General features: G+C 48.2%; 15 protein-coding genes. 7 read left to right on the top strand and 8 right to left on the bottom strand.

The genetic code is table 11. The annotated features are described in order from the left end of the window. Window positions 1-73: 73 nt before the first annotated feature. Window positions 74-3301 (top strand): efflux RND transporter permease subunit, encoded by a 3228-nt coding sequence (locus EXU85_RS25065; RefSeq protein ID WP_142774712.1) that lies wholly within the window; start codon window positions 74-76, stop codon window positions 3299-3301. Between the two features lie 113 nt (window positions 3302-3414). Further along, window positions 3415-4557 (top strand): efflux RND transporter periplasmic adaptor subunit, encoded by a 1143-nt coding sequence (locus EXU85_RS25060; RefSeq protein WP_142774711.1) that lies wholly within the window; start codon window positions 3415-3417, stop codon window positions 4555-4557. Between the two features lie 151 nt (window positions 4558-4708). On the opposite strand, the gene EXU85_RS25055 is transcribed toward EXU85_RS25060, so the two are convergent. Both EXU85_RS25055 and EXU85_RS25050 read right to left on the bottom strand, forming a co-directional pair. Beyond that, window positions 4709-5881 carry an exo-beta-N-acetylmuramidase NamZ domain-containing protein gene (locus EXU85_RS25055; RefSeq protein ID WP_142774710.1) on the bottom strand — a complete coding sequence of 391 codons (1173 nt, stop codon included), beginning with the start codon at window positions 5879-5881 and terminating at the stop codon, window positions 4709-4711. A gap of 171 nt (window positions 5882-6052) precedes the next feature. Then, on the bottom strand, window positions 6053-7279 hold the full coding sequence (locus EXU85_RS25050; protein WP_142774709.1) for an FAD-dependent oxidoreductase: 1227 nt from the start codon (window positions 7277-7279) through the stop codon (window positions 6053-6055). An 87-nt stretch (window positions 7280-7366) separates the two neighbouring features. Here EXU85_RS25050 and EXU85_RS25045 point away from each other — a divergent pair, with 87 nt between their 5' ends. After that, the gene (locus EXU85_RS25045) at window positions 7367-7846 is read left to right on the top strand and encodes an ankyrin repeat domain-containing protein (protein ID WP_142774708.1); all 480 of its coding nucleotides are present in this window, start codon (window positions 7367-7369) and stop codon (window positions 7844-7846) included. A gap of 167 nt (window positions 7847-8013) precedes the next feature. Here EXU85_RS25045 and EXU85_RS25040 read toward each other — a convergent pair whose 3' ends face one another. The 6 genes from EXU85_RS25040 to EXU85_RS25015 form a co-directional block, all read right to left on the bottom strand. Further along, window positions 8014-8730: an SDR family oxidoreductase gene (locus EXU85_RS25040; RefSeq protein WP_142774707.1), complete on the bottom strand. Its 717-nt coding sequence runs from the start codon at window positions 8728-8730 to the stop codon at window positions 8014-8016. Window positions 8731-8822: 92 nt separating this feature from the next. Beyond that, window positions 8823-9161, bottom strand: coding sequence for a translation initiation factor (locus EXU85_RS25035; protein ID WP_142774706.1), 339 nt, complete (start codon window positions 9159-9161; stop codon window positions 8823-8825). Between the two features lie 24 nt (window positions 9162-9185). Continuing rightward, on the bottom strand, window positions 9186-9422 hold the full coding sequence (locus EXU85_RS25030; RefSeq protein WP_142774705.1) for a hypothetical protein: 237 nt from the start codon (window positions 9420-9422) through the stop codon (window positions 9186-9188). Window positions 9423-9435: 13 nt separating this feature from the next. Further along, window positions 9436-10218, bottom strand: coding sequence for a LytTR family DNA-binding domain-containing protein (locus tag EXU85_RS25025; RefSeq protein ID WP_142774704.1), 783 nt, complete (start codon window positions 10216-10218; stop codon window positions 9436-9438). Window positions 10219-10230: 12 nt separating this feature from the next. Further along, complete coding sequence (locus EXU85_RS25020; protein WP_142774703.1) at window positions 10231-11709, bottom strand: histidine kinase; 1479 nt, start codon at window positions 11707-11709, stop codon at window positions 10231-10233. A gap of 148 nt (window positions 11710-11857) precedes the next feature. Then, window positions 11858-12337 carry an SgcJ/EcaC family oxidoreductase gene (locus EXU85_RS25015; protein ID WP_142774702.1) on the bottom strand — a complete coding sequence of 160 codons (480 nt, stop codon included), beginning with the start codon at window positions 12335-12337 and terminating at the stop codon, window positions 11858-11860. A gap of 342 nt (window positions 12338-12679) precedes the next feature. On the opposite strand from EXU85_RS25015, the gene EXU85_RS25010 reads away from it, so the two are divergent. The 4 genes from EXU85_RS25010 to EXU85_RS24995 all read left to right on the top strand — a co-directional run bounded on the left by EXU85_RS25010 (window position 12680) and on the right by EXU85_RS24995 (window position 18665). Further along, on the top strand, window positions 12680-13246 hold the full coding sequence (locus EXU85_RS25010; protein WP_246859238.1) for a GNAT family N-acetyltransferase: 567 nt from the start codon (window positions 12680-12682) through the stop codon (window positions 13244-13246). A 120-nt stretch (window positions 13247-13366) separates the two neighbouring features. Next, on the top strand, window positions 13367-14083 hold the full coding sequence (gene cmk, locus EXU85_RS25005; RefSeq protein ID WP_142774701.1) for a (d)CMP kinase: 717 nt from the start codon (window positions 13367-13369) through the stop codon (window positions 14081-14083). A 142-nt stretch (window positions 14084-14225) separates the two neighbouring features. Continuing rightward, window positions 14226-15278, top strand: a complete 1053-nt coding sequence (locus EXU85_RS25000; protein ID WP_142774700.1) for an FAD-binding oxidoreductase — start codon at window positions 14226-14228, stop codon at window positions 15276-15278. Between the two features lie 117 nt (window positions 15279-15395). After that, a complete protein-coding gene (locus EXU85_RS24995) occupies window positions 15396-18665 on the top strand; it encodes a hypothetical protein (RefSeq protein WP_142774699.1) in 3270 nt (1089 codons plus the stop codon). Window positions 18666-18894 lie beyond the last annotated feature (229 nt).

Here is an 18894-nt window from a genome sequence, read left to right as displayed (position 1 = left end):
TTGCAGTTTGACGTTCGAGGTTGCGAATGCCTAACTCCAAACCTCGAACATCAAACTGCAAACCCAGTTTTTTATGTACAACATCATTCGTTCCGCGCTGCGTAAACCCATTTCGGTGGTTGTGGCGGTTATGGGGCTTCTATTTTTTTCGGTGATGTCGCTGTTTACCATTCCGGTCGACATTTTCCCGAACCTCGATTTGCCCACCATTTATGTGGTGCAGCCCTATGGCGGTATGGCCCCCGACCAGATGGACGGCTTCATCGCGACGCGTTATCAGGATCACTTCCTGTATGTGTCGGGTATCCGCGACATCGACGTGAAAACCATTCAGGGGCTTTCGCTGATTAAACTCTCGTTCTATCCGGGAACGGACATGGCGCAGGCGGCTGCCGAAGTTGCCAATAACGTGTCGCGGGCTAAAGCCTATATGCCGGAGGGAACGGTGCCGCCCCAGGTCGTCCGATTCGATGCCAGTTCGGTGCCGGTTGGACAGCTGGTGTTTGAGAGCCAGAGCCGATCACTGAACGAAATACAGGATTATGCTTCGTCGCGGGTGCGGCCGATGTTCTCCAGGATTCCGGGGGTATCCAGTCCACCGCCGTTCGGTGGTAACCAGCGGACGGTGATCATCAAGGTGAATCCGCAACTGGTGCGTAGCTATCAGCTAACGCCCGAAGAGGTTATTAAATCGATTGTGACGAATAACCAGCCTTCGCCAGCGGGTAATATTCGCATCGGCGATAAGGCGTTGATGACACCGGTTAACTCGCTGATAAAACGCCCGGAAGATTTTCTGAACATCCCGATTCGGGTTGGCTCAGGACCGACAGTATTCGTGCGGGACATTGGTACGGTAGAAGATGGTGCCGACGTAACGGTGAGTTACGCGTTGGTGAATGGGCGTCGGGCTGTCTATATTCCGGTGGTTAAAAAGTCGGATGCCTCCACGCTAGATGTGGTGAATAACATTCGAAAAGCCCTACCTGAACTTCGCGCTGCGGTGCCGGAAGATGTCAAGATTTCCTACGAATTCGACCAGTCGGTGTACGTAACCAACGCTCTGAAAAGCCTCGTAACCGAGGGTATTCTTGGAGCTGTTCTAACCGGTTTGATGGTACTACTTTTCCTCCGCGACTGGCGAAGTGTAATCATTGTAGTTGTGACCATCCCGATTTCGATCCTGTCGGCGGTGATCATGCTGAATCTGTGTGGGCAAACCATCAACATCATGACCCTATCGGGGTTGGCGCTGGCCATCGGGATTCTGGTGGATCAGGCTACGGTGACGATTGAGAATATTCACCAGCATCTGGAAACCGGTAAACCGAAAGCTGTTGCCATCTGGGATGCCTGTAAGGAAATTGTTTTCCCGGAATTCCTGATTCTGCTGGCTATTCTGGCTGTGTTTGCCCCCGCGTTCGTGATGAGTGGCGTACCCCGATCCATGTTCCTGCCACTGTCGCTATCCGTAGGTTTTGCCATGATCGCGTCGTTCCTGCTCTCGCAAACGTTCGTTCCAGTGCTAGCCAACTGGCTGCTGAAAAGCCATCCAACTCATGAAGCGCCAACATTAGCACTTGATGCGCAGGAGCGCCATGCCATGCTTGAGGAGGGTGCTCATCCAGTCAAGAATGCGACTGGTTTTGAGAAATTCAAGCAACGGTATTCTTCGCTACTTGAAAAAATCCTGAACCGAAGAGGATTGATTGTTGGCGGCTATTTGGTTGGTAGTTTGGCTATTATCGTTGCCTGCTTTCTATTCATTGGAACGGATATTCTGCCGCACGGCAACAGCCACCAGTTTCAGATGCGCCTTCGTATTCCCGATGGAACGCGGGTGGAACGAACTGAAATGGCTACGCTGAAAGTGCTGGATATCATTAAAGAATCTGTCGGAAAAAATAACGTAGAAATCTCATCGGCTTATGTCGGAACGGTTCCTTCCAGCTACGGTACGTCCAACATTTTCGTGTTCAACAGTGGGCCTCATGAAGCTGTTTTGCAGGTCTCGCTAAAGGAAGAGCATCCTGTTAAAATGGATGATCTAAAAGAAGAACTTCGGACGAAAATTGCCAAAGCGTTGCCGGCTGCCAGCATTTCGTTTGAACCGATTGAGCTGACCGAAAAAATCATGAGTCAGGGAGCCTCGACGCCAATTGAGGTGACGGTTGCCGCTAAAGACATCAAAGAAGCCGGACGCTTTGCCAACAAGATTCGGGAGCGGATGTTGACAATTGATTTCCTGCGCGATGTGCAGATTCCCCAACCACTCGCTTACCCGGTTCTGAACGTAACCATGAACCGCGAACGGGCTGGTCAACTGGGTGTTACATCGACACAAGTTGCCCGCTCAATGGTGGCCGCTACATCGTCCAGCCGTTTTACGGATAAAAATCTCTGGCTTGATGAGTCGAAAGGATTGGCCTATCAGGTACAGGTGCAGATTCCTGAATACCAGATGAGCAGTGCCAGCGACATTGGTAACATTCCCCTGCGAAGTGGCGAAATGCGCCCGCTGTTATCAGATGTGGCCACGTTTTCGGAGAGTACGGCACCGGGCGAATATGACCGCGCTGGCCCAAACCGACTGGTAACGATTACGGCAAACTTGCAGAAAAAAGACCTTGGGTCGGCTCAGAAAGCGGTGGAAAATGCCATCAAAGAAGCGGGTGAACCTCCTCGGGGTGTGCTTGTCGAAATGGGTGGACAAACGAATCTGCTGACCGATACACTGAACAGTCTGCAAACGGGTCTGCTGGTAGCCATTGTGATCATCTTCCTGTTGCTGGCGGCTAACTATCAATCGTTTAAGTTATCACTAGTGATTCTGGCGGCTATTCCTGCCGTGGTTGCTGGTGCGTTACTTATGCTGCTGGCTTGTGGCGCTACGCTGAATCTGCAATCGTACATGGGGCTGATTATGTCGGTGGGGGTATCGGTAGCTAACGCCATCCTGATGGTAACCAATGCGGAGAACCTGCGGCTGGAAATTGGCGATACGCGTAAGGCGGTGGTATTGGCTGCTAACAGCCGGATTCGGCCGATTCTGATGACCAGTATTGCCATGATTGCTGGTATGGTGCCGATGGCGTCGGGGCTGGGTGAAGGGGGTGATCAGATTGCCCCACTTGGACAAGCCGTTATCGGTGGACTGATTGCCTCTACACTGGCGGCTCTCCTGATTTTGCCCTGTGTATTTACGCAGCTTCAGGCGAAAGCCACGACCCAATCTGTATCACTCGACCCGGAAGATCCGGAAAGCAAATTCTACCATCAGGAACTGAGTCATAGTGTGTAGTATAGATTCTTTTGATTCTGAAGATTCTATGGTTTCTGAGGAATAAAATAACTACGATTTAGAATCTACAGAATCACCAGTTAAGAACAGTCAATTAGTCAACCATTGTCTATATGAAATCGTTTTTTAATCTAACCATATCTGTCGCCACTGCTGCCGGAATTGCCGCCTGCTCGACGGCCAGCAGCGATAATAAAACGACTGCCGCGAAAGAACCCGAAGCCCAGCAGGTTGCGGTGACGACTGTGCAGGAATTACAACCCAGCAAACGCGTTACCTTGCCCGGCGAATTGAAGCCCTGGAATCGGGTGAACATGTACGCCAAAGTGAAAGGTTTTGTGCGCGATATTTCGGTGGATCGGGGAACGCTGGTTCGCAAAGGGCAGGTGCTGGCCCGACTCGATGCGCCCGAAGTGATTTCGGAGTTGAGCCAGGCACAGGCGCAGGTTCAGGCGCAGGAAGCTACGTTGGTGGAGCAAACAACTCGTGCTCGTGCCAGCCGATTAACGTATAACCGCTTGCTACAAACGGCGAAGATGGAAGGTGCTGTATCAGCGAATGAAATCGATCAGGCACTGGCCAGAATGCAGGGCGACAGTGCCATGGTAGCCGTAGCGAGGGGTACGGTTCAGGCTGCCCGGTCGAACTACCAGGCCAAAACCGAACTTCGGCAATACCTCACTATTACGGCTCCTTTCGATGGTATGGTAATTGAACGGAACATCAGTCCTGGTGCCTTAGTTGGTGCAGGCGATAGTGGCAAGCCGTTGTTCGTACTGGAAGACAGTCGGACGTTGCGGTTGACGGTGGCCATTCCGGAGTCGTTTGCCAATCAGCTAAAGGCAAAAAGTGCCGTTTCCTTTACGGTGAACGCCATGCCTAACCGCCAGTTCAAAGCGAAACTGGCCCGTTCTGCCCAAAGTCTGGTCGAAGCCAATCGCTCTATGATGGCTGAATTTGACGTTGCCAATCCCGGCCACGAACTGAAAGCGGGTATGTACGCTGAAGTGTTAATGCCAATCGAACGAACGGGCAAAACCATGTTCGTGCCTACAACATCGGTGGTTAGCTCCAGCGAAAAAATGTTTGTGATCAAAGTCAACGACAACCGGGCGCAATGGGTATCGGTACAAAAAGGCAACGTGCTGGATAGCTTAGTCGAAGTCTTTGGCGATGTACAACCCGGCATGACCATTGTGAAAACCGCTTCCGAAGAAATTCGGGACGGTCAGGAAGTAAAGAGTGTGAAGAAGTAGAGTTTCTATTGTGAGGTTATTGTGATGTCAGTTTTAAGAAACTGACACGCGAGGTTTCTCAAAACCTAACGAATTACAGTAGGTTTTGAGAAACCTCACGGTGTCGGATTTTAAGAATCCGACACCACTGTAAATCCGGAATCACCACATTTCAGTACAACAAATACGGCCTTATCTCGCCAACCCACGCTTCACAAATCAGCAGTTTGTGAAGCGTTTTTGTGAACTCTGCAATAGGGAACTCAAAAAGTGATTCCGAATCGGGAATGCCTAACAGCTTATCCAGATGATGTTTTCCGCTCGGATTGACGTGGGTTGGATAGGTCGCCCATGTAAAGTCATCTGGCTGGTGATCATAGACTAGTTTGATGAAAAGCAGTCCAGACAAAACGGGTTTGAAGCTAGCTGCATCCATAACATGAAACATGACTCCCCGGCATAGTTGTCCTGCGTATTTGCCACTTTGTGGTGTAAATGTAATGGCTCGTCCGATAATGCCTGATAAGCCCAATTCATTGAACTGAGTAGTTACTTGATTGGCCTTCAGCCAGGGTGCTCCCGCGATTTGAAAGGGCGTTGCCGTGCCGCGACCTTCGCTGAGGTTGGTAGCTTCGAGCAGACCTAAACCGGGATACAATAAAGCCGCTTCGGCATTGACCATAGCGGGTGAAGTTGGTACAAAAGACGGCTTCCAATCCCTCGAAAACGCTTCCCGATGCCAGCCTTCTGCTTTACTAATCGTGAGATGTAAGGTAGACATTCGTTGCCGTTGCCAATACATGGCCAGTTCGCCAAACGTACAGGAGTGGCGCAATGGCATACGCCACCGGCCAATGAATGAAGAACATACACGCTCATTTAATAACGGCCCTTCTGCCAACTCCATGCGCCCCGAAATAGGATTGGGCCTATCAAGGAGAATTAACGGCTTCTGGTGGAGCGTACAGGCTTCCATGATGTACGTGAGCGTCCACAAGTATGTGTAAAAGCGACAACCGACGTCAGGTAAGTCCAAGATAACAGCATCCACATCGGCTAAATCTACAGCTGAAGGTTGAAGCTTGTTACCGTATAAACTGATAATTGGTAGGCCAGTTAAGGCATCAAGTCCATTAGGCATCAACAGGCCATCCTCGCCAATTGCTTCCAAGCCATGTTCAGGAGAAAATAGCTTAACGATTTGGTAGCCAGCAGAAAGTAACGCCTGCCGTGATGGTACATAAGCCGCAGTTGTAGCCGCCTGATTGGTGACGAGTGCCAAACGTTGGTGTTGATAGTGAGCTGCTTGTTTTAGAAAAATATCTACGCCAAATTCGACTGTCATGGAAAGAGGAGCTTTGTGTTATATCGTGATGTCAGTTTCTTAAAACTGACACGTGAGGTTTCTCAAAACCTTTTTAAACAGAATTACAGTAGGTTTTGAGAAGCCTCACGGTGTCGGGTTTTAGAGTCCGACACCACATACAAGATGGTTCAGGTTGATGGGATGACCATCTTATTTCATACGAATATGCTCGGGCCGCGGGCCAACACCAATCAGGTAAGCGGGCAAGCGACGGATCAACGATACGTGTTTGAACAACCAGAGAATGACTGGGGGAAAAGTAGCCGGGTTGGTTACTGAGGCATTGATCAGCCGCTTGTGAACGAAAATTTGTCCCGATTGAATAATTCGAACCGGCCACAGACGTCGGCGTTGAATACGGTCTAATTCGGCACTAGTAACAGGGCCCTTTTGAAGCGAAGCTGTCAGTTGATTAGCCGCAGCAACGGCATCCTGAATGGCCATGTTGACCCCCACACCACCCGCTGGCGACATGGCGTGAGCGGCATCGCCAATGCACAAGAGGCCCGGTTTATACCATTGCCGTAAACGGTCAATTTTGACGGTCAGCAGACTGATTTGATCCCAGGTTTTTAATTCCTTTACATAGTTGCCGACGAACGGGGCCAGGCTCAGAATATCGGCTTGTAAGGCCGCAATACCCCGTTGTTTTAATGGCTCAAATTGACCTTTCGGAATGATATAGCCACATTGGGAATAATCCTGACGGTCAATCAGAACCATGAACTGGCCCGATTTAAAATACCCTAATGACTGTTCGCCGAGCGCAGGATCTTTCGGAATCCGCATCCACAATACATCAATCGGAACCCCAAAATCCTGAACTGTCAGGCCCGCTTTTTCCCTGATGATAGACTTGCGGCCATCGGTGCCCACGACTAAATCGGCCCGTATTTCCAATTCACCCGTGGGTGAAGTAGCTCGCACACCTACGACCTTCCCACTTTCCTCAATCAGATCAGTGGCTTCGGTTTCCAGGTGCAGATGAAACGTCGGGAATTGCCTGGCTTTGTCGGCCAGGAAGTTCAGGAAGTCCCACTGGGGCATGAAGGCAATGAACTTGCAGGTTGTGGGTAAGTGAGCAAAATCGGCGATCGGAATAGTTTTTCCCTCAATGGTTGCATGAACCGCCCGTAGTTCCTGATGAGGAAGTTTAAGGAACTCATCTAACAAACCCAGTTCAACCAGTAATTCCAGCGTGGATGGGTGAATGGTATCACCCCGAAAATCGCGCAGGAAATCTTTATGTTTTTCCAGGATAATCACCTCTACCCCCGACCGGGCCAATAGAAAACCCAGCATCATACCAGCTGGGCCACCGCCCACAATACAGCAACGTGTTGTAAGTACTCTCTGATTTTGGTGAGCCTGTTGCATCGCTATATGGTCGTTTTTGAAACAAATAATCCTGTTGAGGTTGTTTACTCCTTTATTGACAACGAATTTTCAATCATACAGTTTCTCATGTCTTTTTATTCGTACCCTCCCGACTATTTACTTTTTGATGCCGCTCGAAAAGGCGATGTTGCTACTATTAATCAGCTGACTGCTTCTGGCGTCGATGTGAATATACAGGATGAAAAAGGTTTCTCACCCTTGATTTTAGCTGCCTATGGCGGCCATCTGGACGCCACTAAGGTCTTGTTGGATACCAAGGCTGATGTGAATGGGCAGGACGCGAGTGGTAATACGGCATTAATGGGCGTTTCGTTCAAAGGGTATCCCGAGATTGCCCGCCTGCTAATTGAGCACGGGGCTGACTTGAACCTGCAAAATGGAAATGGGGGTACCGCGCTGATGTTCGCTACATTATTTGGCCGGAATCAGCTAGTGAAAGTACTACTCGAGGCAGGAGCAGATACGTCCATTTTAGATAATCGCGGGCTGAGCGCTCGTGATCTGGCTATTCAGCAGGGAAATGAGGAAGCGTTGCAACTGTTGTAATGAAACAAGCCGATGGCGCAAGGCTCTTGTCTTGTGCCCATTATTCACCGGCCTCTGGCCTATACGAACTAAACTTAGCAAGTTCCGGCCGGAGGCTGGTGAATAGTAGGCACAAGTGAATAGTAGGCACAAGGCTGGAGCCTTGCGCCATCAAGCCATCGACTCGCTTACTTCCCGCCTGGTCGGGTAGGGCGTACCTCAATTTTGCTGGGTAACGTACGAGGGTTCATTTTCAGTAAATCGGAAACGATCTGGCCAATGTCTTCGGGCTGGATTTTCCAGGCATCTTTGTCGCTGGGCTGGTGGTCATTGAAATAGGTAGCCACAGAACCCGGCATGATGGTCGATACTTTGATGCCTTCTTTACGCAGATCGAGCATAACGGCCTGCGTGAAGCCTACCAAACCGAACTTGCTGGCATTATAGGCAGCTCCGTTCTCGAAGAAATTGGTGCCTGCCAGACTCGCAATCGTAATGAAGTACCCTTCCGATTTTTTCAACGCATTCAGCGTGGCCTTAGCGGTGTAAAAAACGCCGGTCAGGTTGATGTCGATGGTTTCGTGCCATTGTTCGGGGGTGAGTTCCTGGATGGGAGCAAAGTGACCTACGCCTGCATTGGCAATTACATAGTCCAGTTGTCCCCATTGGCTTAAAATAGTCTCTACCGCTTTCTGCTGCGATGCCAGATCACGCACATCGGCGGCTACACCGAGCGCATAACCCGGCTTAATTTCATTCAATTTCGCGGCTGCTAACTCAGCGGCTACCGATGAGCGACTGGTAATGGCAACCTTGATACCTTCGTTAATTAACACTTCGGCAATGCCGTAGCCAATGCCTTTCGATCCGCCTGTAATAAGGGCTGTTTTTGTACTATCTGCCATGAGAAATTCGATACGCATCATTTAAATCAGTTGTGCGTATGTCGGGAGAATAACGCCTGAGATGTACGAAGGGTTTACAGAGTGGCTGAAAGTTAACCTCCCGCTTTTTTTGCTTTGTAGCCTTTACCGGTAAGCCACGCCAGAGCCTTATCCCGGTGGTCGCCCTGAATCAGGATTTCATCTTCTTTACTAGAACCACCCGCTCCACAGGCCGATTTGAGTTGTTTTCCTAAGTCCGCTAAATCAGCATCGGTGCCGATAAAGCCTCGTATTGCTGTCACTACTTTGTTACCCCCCAACTTCACCAGCCAGATTTTAAGTGTCTGCTGGGCTGGAGGCAATGTTTCGGCTTCAGGCTGTTCATCGGACTGGTATTGAAAGTTGGGATCAGTGGAATAGACTACCCCGACAGGTCGGTTTTTCTTGCTCATGGCTAACAATATTTGTGGGCAAAGCTACTGTCTTTTGGCCAATGAGTGGCTGGGTTGCCGTTTTGTACGCCACCACTTTTTGGCGTAATGCCCAAGCCAGAGCCAGAAACCCGACAGAATAACAGCAGGTAGAATAATCGCCCTAACGACAAAGGCGGGCTCAGGAAGTGAAGCAACCGGGCCGTAGATGTAGCCGAGAATTGGAATACTGGCCAAAATATGGAACCAGCGAATGATTTTTCGTTCAGTAGCTGCTTTCATAACGTTGGTTGAATTAAAGTTCCATTAACTGCCGAACGGCATCGCCGTACGTGCTACCGCTGGTTAATTTTGTTCCTTTTTTGTCGCCCATGGCCAGCATGAATTTGCCGTCGAAATGGCGATGAATTTCGACGATTTTATGCCGGTTAACCATAACTGATCGACTGACCCGGACGAAAGTATCGGGTAATTTTTCGTTCAGTGTTGTCAATGTATAGGTCGTCAGGAATTTCTGGCCATCTATCGTAGACAGGAAGACATATTTATCTTCGGCTTCAAAGTAGGCGATGTCTGAGAGGGGAATCAATTTGATTTTTTCACCTGTTTTCACCGAGATCGAGTAAACTTCTTTCTTTGGTTGCATCTGCGCCAGAAGCCGCATAACGCTCTCGGTCATTGGGTTTTGCGTCGTTTGAATCGTTTCGCTTCGTTCAGTTAATAGTTTGATTTTCTGGATAGTACGATTTAGGCGATCTGCTTCGATGGGCTTCAGCAGATAGTCGATGGAGTTTTCTTCAAACGCCCGAATAGCGTACTGGTTGAACGCAGTGGCAAACACGACCATCGGCATGGCTGTCAGTCGGGAGAGCATCTCGAAGCCGTTGAGTAAAGGCATTTCGATGTCCAGGAAAATCAGATCCGGACGCTCGGCTTCGATCAGTGTTAATCCTTCGGCCCCATTAGGAGCTTCACCTATAATATCAACCGCATCGCGGTGTTTATCTAAAAGACGGCGCAGTCGACTAATGGCTAGTGATTCGTCGTCGACGAGGATCGTTCGTAAGGGGAGTACCATAAACTGTAGAGATTAAGCTTCAGGCGTTAACGAAGCGTGACTACTTTGAATTTTGGTCATCAGGATGGATAGCAGAACCTGTTTGAGGGGCCAGTTCTGTAGTTCAACCCGAGCGTCGTCGCCATAAAGTAATTTAAGTTTATCCTGAATACTACGCAGCCCGTAGCCACCATCCATATCGTCGGGGAAAGCCGGGCCATTGTCGTGGACACAAAGGTTTAATTCACCGTTTTTCTCGTAGATCCGAACATCGATCCGACCCGAGTCGGCGCGTTTGGCAATCCCGTGTTTGATGGCGTTTTCAACAATGGGCTGCAATAGAAACTGGGGTAATTTTAGATCATTCAACGCCGGATCAGACACTTCTACGCTAAACGTAAGTCGGTTGCCAAAGCGTACCTGTTCTACTTTTAGATAGGTCCGAACCATCTCCAGTTCGTCGGCCAGTGTAGCGAAAAGTTCACCATCCCGCCCGGTCGAATACCGGAAGAGTTTCGATAGTAATAGCGTCATTTCTTCCGCTTTATCAGGATCATCGTGCACTAAACTGGCAATGCTGTTAAGAGCGTTGTACAGGAAGTGGGGATTGATTTTAGCCTGCAATGCATCCAGTTCAGCGCGGGTTTTGAGCTTTTCCATATTGAGCAACTGGAACTCCTGCTCCGATAATTTTCGGGTAAGCTGGCGACCCTGTTGCAGCACATACAGGAAGATATTGGCGATTAGCAAATCGCCCGCCATATAGATGTACCAGGGAGCCGTTTCCTCAATAATTCCTGGCCGCTTCATTAATTCGTCGACGTATGGCTTGAGTAATACAAAATATAAGCCCGTATTGACGGCGAAAATGCTGACCAAAACCGCAAAACTAACCACCAGATGCCGTTGCCAGATGGCCGGGAATTGACGGCTAAGCCAACCTGACAATGCCCATGTTAAGAGAAATACAACGGCCCCATTGGTCATATTCTGAACGATCAGAAACCGATAAAGGCCCGCCATTGTGGGGTCTTTGGCGTTGATAATCAGGTTGGTGAAATAGATGATTGCGTTGCATCCATACACAAGCAGGGCGCCCAGAAACATGCCAATGAGCGTTCCCCAGCCTGATTTTTGCAGAATAGTCGTCAGCGTAATTTGCTCAGGGAGGGATTCTGCCGCTGGATTCCGGTATTTACTACGTCCGGCGAAATTGAACGTAGCTCCTTCCACATTGGCCCCGTTCAGGTCGACATTTTCCAGTGAGCAGAAATTCAGGTTTGCTTCGTATAAATCAGCATTGGCAAACGTAGCGCCACTTAGGTTTGAAAAACTCAGATCGGCCCCCCGGAGAATGGCTCCGCTAAAATTAGCCTTGTCGAGGTTTGAAAAACGAAAATCAGCCTGGGTCAGATCAAGGCCACTGAAATCAAAGTGAGCTAGGTCTGAGCCCATCATATTGAGTCGTCGGCCATTTTTACCAATCGTACCGATGAGTTGTTCGCGGGTCATTTCATTAGTTGATAAGTTGATAAGTTGGTAAGTCAGTAAATAGATGGCGCGTTAAGCGTATTCTCGCATCAGCCATTTACTGACTAGCCGACTTATTTCTAAAAGTAGTAAATTTTTCAACGGACTATTTCAACCCTGTTATGATTGATTAGTTGCGTTTTAAGGCCATGAGCAATCGCTGAAATAAGCCCGGTTTTTGAATACGACAATTGTGAAAAGCCCTAATTTTCCACTGTCCATTGATTTTAATCAAGACCATCGTTTGAATGGAAAGTCGGTCCAACGGCGGCTTTTTCTGGAAACGAAGTTGAATGGTGCCAGTAGAATGAGAAATGGCTATTGTATTGCTCAGGAAAGCTATCGAAGCCTGTTCAGGTCCTGTGTGCATGGTTGAACCTTTTAGGGCCCATGAGGTAAATAGATCATAGTGTATCTGCTGATTTTCTTCTCTACCTTTTATGTGTTGTCCGGCAAACGTAACATGGTCACAGTCATCGGTTAGCAATTCGGCAAAGGCCTTGGCGTTTCCTGTATTCCAGGCAGTTGCCAGTTGTTCAAAGACCCAACGAATAGCGATCTCTTCCGAGTTAGCCGTAGTTGCTTTTGTTAGTTCTGTCGTTGATTTCATTTGCGTTTACCTGCTTTATTAACTCAGCTATTTACGGTTCATCTACATTCGCTTTGGCCTTTTTCGATCGCTTAATTATACAATCGGCAACGAAACTCCTGTGCAACAGCCTAGTGCGTCTGGCCTGCTCTGCGATTGGGTGGATCAAAACTATAGTTCCTAATAGGTGGTCGTATACATTTTCCGACGAATGCCAGTACGTATGGGGTGAAATAGGGTAGGGGAGAGATGAAGTAATTTCGTAGTATTGGAAAACCAAACGTAATTTCTGTGCAAGAAACACCTGCGTTGGGCTAACATTTGGCTATACGCTTTGTTAGTAACCTATTAACCTGAGCTTCTTTGACTACTTCGTTGATCTGCTTTCCTCTTTCTATCGGCCAACTTCGTCCCTGGCGCGAGGGTGATGAAGAGTCGTTGGTTCGGCATGCCAGCAATCGGCATATCTGGAACAATGTTCGCGACTTTTTTCCGTATCCATACACGCCCCGCGATGCACATTCATGGGTACGCTCCAACAAATCCTATCAACAGCCTAACAACCTGGCGGTAGAAATAGATGGGCAAGCGGTTGGTAATATAGGCTTTACGGTAAAGGATGATATTTACCGATACAATGCCGAAATCGGGTATTGGATCAGCGAAGATTACTGGGGGAGGGGTGTTATGACCCAGGCTGTACCGATTATAACAAATTATATCTTTCAGAATTTCCAGGTTAATCGCATCTTTGCATGCGTGTTGGAGGGGAATATTGGCTCGATGCGCGTACTTGAAACTGCCGGATATACACATGAAGCAATTCATCGGAAAGCAGCGGTTAAAAACAATCAGTATTTAGACGAACATATTTTTTCTATCCTCCGCTCTGAACATCGAGAGTTAAATTCCTCAACCACTAAGCGTTAGTTAGCCATTGTTTACGAGTTCAGTTTATTTTCATGATGTGCTGGCTAAAACTTACTTAACTATACGCCATTTTTTGTGGTTAACTTGTTGAACCTTACCGCTTCGGCGGACCCACTATTCATGCCGAAGATAGTGATTGCAATTGACGGATATTCCAGTTGTGGAAAAAGCACAACGGCTAAGGCGGTGGCCGCCCAGATGGGCTATGGATATATTGACACTGGAGCAATGTACCGCGCTGTTAGCCTGTATTTTATGCAGGAACATGTTGCACTTTCTAGTGAGAAAGAAGTAACAGAAGCCCTCGAAAAAATCCACATTACGTTTAAGCATAATACCCGTACGGGCAGGAACGAAACTTACCTGAATGGCCTGAACGTAGAGGAGGAAATTCGGAAAATGTACATCTCCAATATTGTAAGCGAGGTGAGTGCCATTCCTGAAGTGCGTTGGGCTATGGTGGCACAACAGCAGAAAATGGGCCGCCGTCGGGGACTGGTTATGGATGGCCGGGATATTGGAACAAAGGTGTTCCCGGACGCTGAAGTGAAGGTGTTTATGACGGCCGATACCTACACCCGGGCCAAACGCCGACAGCAGGAACTATTGGCGAAAGGAGAACTGGTTAATCTTCAGGATATAATCAATAATTTAGAGAAACGGGATCGTATTGATACAACCCGCGCCGAAAGCCCACTTGTACAGGCGCCTGATGCCGTGTTGTTGGATACATCGCATATGACCATCGAAGAACAGGTTGACTGGGTCATTGAACTCGCCGACCATCGTCTGGCCGAACTTCATCGTAAGCGGGAACGAAAGTTACTGATGAAGTAGTGGAGTAAGTAACGAAGTGAAATAGGTGGAGTAGGTGTAGTAAGTCAATAGAGTACATTGTCTCCAGCACCCATTTTACTTATTCCACTCACTTCACTACTTCCACTCACTCCACCCATTTCACTTACTCCACCAACTACGAATGAACGTTGATTTTTTGATTGTGGGTCAGGGTGTGGCCGGGTCGGTGCTGGCCTGGACGCTTGATCAGCGTGGTTGCTCGGTTATACTCGCCGACGATCCTGCCCTTCCCTCGGCGTCGTCGGTAGCCGCTGGCATCGTCAATCCGCTCACGGGCCGCAAACTCGTTCATACCTGGAAGGCCAACGAGTTATTTCCCTTTCTGCATCAGTTTTATTCGGGTATTGAACAGGAACTCAACGTCCGCTTCTTTCATCCAAAAAATATTTATCGCCCATTCCGCTCACTTGCTGAACAAACGAGCTATTTGGCAATAGCAAATGACCCTGATGTGCAACAATATGTTTCTAAAGCTGTTGATAACCAGGTGTATAGTCAGTTTATTACTAATCCGTTTGGAGGGCTTGAAGTAACCCAGGCTGGCTGGTTGGATTTAACGGAGTTCGTCAGAATTATAAAGGGTTATTTTATAAAAAAAAATCAATATTTTGAAGGGTATGTCCGTGTTGAAGATCTGAAAATCAGCGAGACTACTACCGACTATCAGGGGCTTACTATCGGGAAAGTTATATTTTGTGATGGGGTTCAAGCCCGCGAGAATTCATTATTTGACTGGCTTCCGTACAATCCTGTGAAAGGGCAGCTTCTGACGGCGGTTGCGGAGAATTACTCTATTAAGAACATAGTTAATCAGGGAATTTTTATTTTGCCTGTTCGGGATGGGTTGTTGAAGATTGGTGCTACCTATAGCTGGCATGACCTGGATTGGCAAACAACGGACGATGGTCGTGCGTTTTTAGAGTCGAAAGTACGCGAGCTTTTGAAAGTTCCGTACCAGGTGGTAGCGCAGCAGGCCGGTATCCGTCCGTCGACCAAAGATCGGCGACCGTTTATTGGCTTACATCCAACCCAACCGGCGGTTGGTATTTTTGGAGGTATGGGTACAAAAGGGGTATCACTGGCTCCGTATTTGGCTGAACAGTTTTCCCGTCATTTACTAGATGGCGAAGATTTGGAGCCGGAAGCGAATATTAGCCGCTATGTTTCGTTATAGTAACACGAATCAGAATAGTAGATGTAATGCATCGAAAGTTCATCTTTTTTAGGTAGTATTCAGTCTTTAAACGCTATTCTCTGTACGAGTAGGGGGTAGTGTACTGGTTGTCTTGTTATGCGAAATCAATACATTCTGTTAGTAGTTCTGTGGCTGGGCGGATTGAGCCTGGCTTCGGCACAAAACTATCCGTCGCTGGAGCGATTCGGGAAAAATCGGATTCAATATCGAAACTTCGAGTGGAAAATAATCCGTACCTCGAATTTCGAGATTTACTATTATCAGGATGGCAGCCCGCTTGCTAACCTGACGGCACAATATGCCGAATCGGAATTCGATCGAATTACCGAGCTACTTGGTTATACGCCTTACAATCGGGTTAAGGTCTTCCTCTTTAACTCACCTGCCGAACTTGCCCAGAGCAACATTGGCCTTAATTCGCAGAGTGGACTGAGTAGTCGGGAACAGAACCTGTCTAAATCGCGGGTTGAACTGGCGTTCACCGGTGATCAGATCAGCTTCCGTCGGCAAGTTGTACACGACATCGCCATGCTGTTTGTGTATGATATGCTCTACGGAGGAAGCCTGAAAGATGCCCTTCAGAGTTCACTTCTACTTACTCTTCCAGACTGGTTCATGCCTGGTATTGCCTCGTACATAGCCGAAGGGAATAGCCTGGAACTGGATGATTATATGCGGGATGTCTCGCTAACGCGTCCTGTTAAAAAACCGTCCCTGTTGGCTGGTGCTGAGGCTGAACGGGTTGGCCATTCAATCTGGAATTACATTGTGCAGCGGTATGGTCGAGACAATGTGTCAAATATCCTGAACCTGACACGTATAATCCGCAATGAGCAGAGCAGCATTTCCAGTACGCTGGGTGTGCCCTACAGTCGGTTTTTGCGTGAATGGCGAGAATACTACGCAGGTATGGCCAGTAGTATAGCCCAGTCGTATCAACAAGGCACGGACGATTTTCAGCTCAAAGTAGGCTCTGCCGACGATAAGTCATCATTAGTGAGTCTGAAATTGAGTCCTGATAAAGCGTTTATCGCCTATACGATTCTACGAGACGGCAAATTCCATGTTGAGGTTGTCAATACGGCCAATCATAAAAAGTCGACGATTTTATCAGGAGGCTATCGGCTCGATGGTCAGGCAACGCATACCAGTACACCATTAGTAGCCTGGCAAAAAGACAACAACCTACTGATCATTACCGATGAACTGGGTGAAACAAACCTCTATCAGTTTAGCGGGTTTGAGAAACGAGCCAAGCGGGAATTTAAACGTAAGGTGACGGGATTATCCCAGGTTATCTGGATGGATGCTTCGGAGGATGGGGGCAGTCTGATTCTGAGCGCTGAACGAAAAGGGCAGAATGACCTGTTTCTGTATAGCATTAACCGGGGCTCCTATCAGCAGTTAACCAACGATTTGTACGACGATTTATATCCGGCATTCATTGGTCGTACAGCCCGCCAGGTAGTCTTTAGCTCGAACCGTAGAGAAGATACATTGGGTGTCGATAAAGGATCATACAGAACGATTCGTGATTACATGTCGCTGTTCACTCATGAGGGAAGCGCCCGGGATTTATCGGTCGTTCGGCTGACGGATTCTCTTTCCCACGCAACGCAACCTATCCCCGCAGGTGAAACAACAGTTTATTTCCTCAATGATGTATACGGCATTCGAAATCTGTACCGGTTAAATACAGAAAGCAAGTCGTTGTCCCAAATAACGGCTTTTCCCCAAAGTATTCATTTATATGACCTTACGCCATCGAATGGTGGCTTCGTGTATAGCAGTTTAAAAAACGGGGATGAATACATAGGATTTCGTTCGCAACTGAATATAAACCAATCGGTGCAGGTGCCTCCCACCCAGCGAAGCCTAAGCACAGTTCGCGCGAATGCAGCCCGTACGGGAGAAGTTAAAAGCGACACTGCCCGCCAAGCTGGTCGTGTGACGGCTGATACGAGTGCCGCTAGCCGCAATCAAACCAAGGCTGGCCAACCTGATCAAACTAAAAGGCTGGCCCTTGAGCCCGGCGAGGTAGATACAGATAACTATCAGTTTGATCCCGAGGTCCTAAAATCTGCCGAATATCGTCAACGTCGTACAACTGCAGGCGTTTCGCCAGGCCTGACAACAACATTGCCCCGAAATCGTCGCCGGGAAAATATCACAATCCGGGGTCCATTTGACTATAAAGGTACGTTTGGTATTAACGAAGCTCCCTCAAACTGGCGTATTGATCCTATCAAGGGCTTTGGCTATGCACAGGAAGTGACGTTGACCGATTTGTTGGAAAATCATGTGCTTCGTGCCGGTGGGTTCATTAGCCTGACCAACACATTGCGTAATAGCGATCTGTTTGCTGAATACACAAACCTGACACATCGCATTGATTATGGCGCGCGAATTGACCGCCAAACGCTGTTTGTTGATGGTGCTGGACTGCTTCAGAAATACCGATACAACCGCTTTGCCGTATCGGCTTCCTATCCGATTTCCGTCAATAGTCGGTTTACGGCTTCTCCATTTTATGCCCTTACGCGCCTGATCGATCTGTCCTCGTTTGCTGAGCCCGATCATGTATCCGATTATGCTGGTCTACGGGCTGAATTCGTTTTCGATAATACACAGGTGAACGGCATGAATATGCTGGTGGGTACAAAAGCCAAACTTCGATTTGAAGAATATGCAGGCTTACGGTCTTCTTCGGATGGGTTCCGGCGCCTGTCGCTCGATTTAAGGCATTATCAGAAAATCCATCGCGATCTGATTCTTGCTACCCGTTTCGCGTTTAGCCAGTCTGGTGGATCCGCTCCCAAGAAGAGCACACTGGGTGGTATGGAAAACTGGATTGGACCCAATCCTAAAGAACAGATTGCGTCGAATCCGCTGCTGGTTCCAAACACGATGCGCAACGAAATTCCCTATGATTATCGTGATGTATTCTTCCTGGATTTTGCGGCTCCATTACGCGGTTTCCGGCAGGGCAAACTGACAGGTAATAGTTATATGCTCTTTAACGCTGAGCTTCGCCTGCCGTTGGTGCGATACCTGTATCGGGGTAATATAACCTCGAATTTCCTGCGAAATCTTCAATTAGTTGCCTTTACCGACATTGGCACCGCCTGGACGGGGAGTGGGCCTTTTAGTCAGCAAAATAGCCTGAATACGGAGGTTGTTGGTGGAGGAAGCATACCATTCCGGGCAATCGTAACAAACTTTAAGAATCCATTCCTGATTGGATACGGAGCAGGCGTACGGACTATGATTTTTGGTTATTTTGTTAAGTTTGATTACGCCTGGGGCCTTGAAGATAAAACAGTTGGGAAACCAATTGCGTACCTGACACTTGGCTATGATTTCTAAATAAGCGCTAGTATAGAACGTTCGAAGCCACTCATAAAGAGTGGCTTTTTTATGCACTAATAGTAGCCGAAAAGTAAATTACTACTAAATGTAAGGCACCAGGACAGTATATTCGCCCGCTTAGGTAGCTATTTAAGCTATAGGTCCCTCCATAAATTGATCTACTCTCCCTCTTTTTGATCGCCTAGCTAAGCCACCATGGCTGTTGTAACTGTCTCTTTGTAATGAT

Origin of the sequence: Spirosoma sp. KCTC 42546, assembly GCF_006965485.1 — a bacterium.
Taxonomy (GTDB): Bacteria; Bacteroidota; Bacteroidia; order Cytophagales; family Spirosomataceae; genus Spirosoma.
Note: the sequence above shows the minus strand (reverse complement) of the source record. Positions and strands in the feature narration are given on the sequence as shown.

Coding starts and splice junctions, on each gene's coding strand:
- EXU85_RS25065 (WP_142774712.1), top strand. CDS start 74: ATGTACAACATCATTCGTTCCGCGCTGCGTAAACCCATTTCGGTGGTT.
- EXU85_RS25060 (WP_142774711.1), top strand. CDS start 3,415: ATGAAATCGTTTTTTAATCTAACCATATCTGTCGCCACTGCTGCCGGA.
- EXU85_RS25055 (WP_142774710.1), bottom strand. CDS start 5,881: ATGACAGTCGAATTTGGCGTAGATATTTTTCTAAAACAAGCAGCTCAC.
- EXU85_RS25050 (WP_142774709.1), bottom strand. CDS start 7,279: ATGCAACAGGCTCACCAAAATCAGAGAGTACTTACAACACGTTGCTGT.
- EXU85_RS25045 (WP_142774708.1), top strand. CDS start 7,367: ATGTCTTTTTATTCGTACCCTCCCGACTATTTACTTTTTGATGCCGCT.
- EXU85_RS25040 (WP_142774707.1), bottom strand. CDS start 8,730: ATGGCAGATAGTACAAAAACAGCCCTTATTACAGGCGGATCGAAAGGC.
- EXU85_RS25035 (WP_142774706.1), bottom strand. CDS start 9,161: ATGAGCAAGAAAAACCGACCTGTCGGGGTAGTCTATTCCACTGATCCC.
- EXU85_RS25030 (WP_142774705.1), bottom strand. CDS start 9,422: ATGAAAGCAGCTACTGAACGAAAAATCATTCGCTGGTTCCATATTTTG.
- EXU85_RS25025 (WP_142774704.1), bottom strand. CDS start 10,218: ATGGTACTCCCCTTACGAACGATCCTCGTCGACGACGAATCACTAGCC.
- EXU85_RS25020 (WP_142774703.1), bottom strand. CDS start 11,709: ATGACCCGCGAACAACTCATCGGTACGATTGGTAAAAATGGCCGACGA.
- EXU85_RS25015 (WP_142774702.1), bottom strand. CDS start 12,337: ATGAAATCAACGACAGAACTAACAAAAGCAACTACGGCTAACTCGGAA.
- cmk (WP_142774701.1), top strand. CDS start 13,367: ATGCCGAAGATAGTGATTGCAATTGACGGATATTCCAGTTGTGGAAAA.
- EXU85_RS25000 (WP_142774700.1), top strand. CDS start 14,226: ATGAACGTTGATTTTTTGATTGTGGGTCAGGGTGTGGCCGGGTCGGTG.
- EXU85_RS24995 (WP_142774699.1), top strand. CDS start 15,396: ATGCGAAATCAATACATTCTGTTAGTAGTTCTGTGGCTGGGCGGATTG.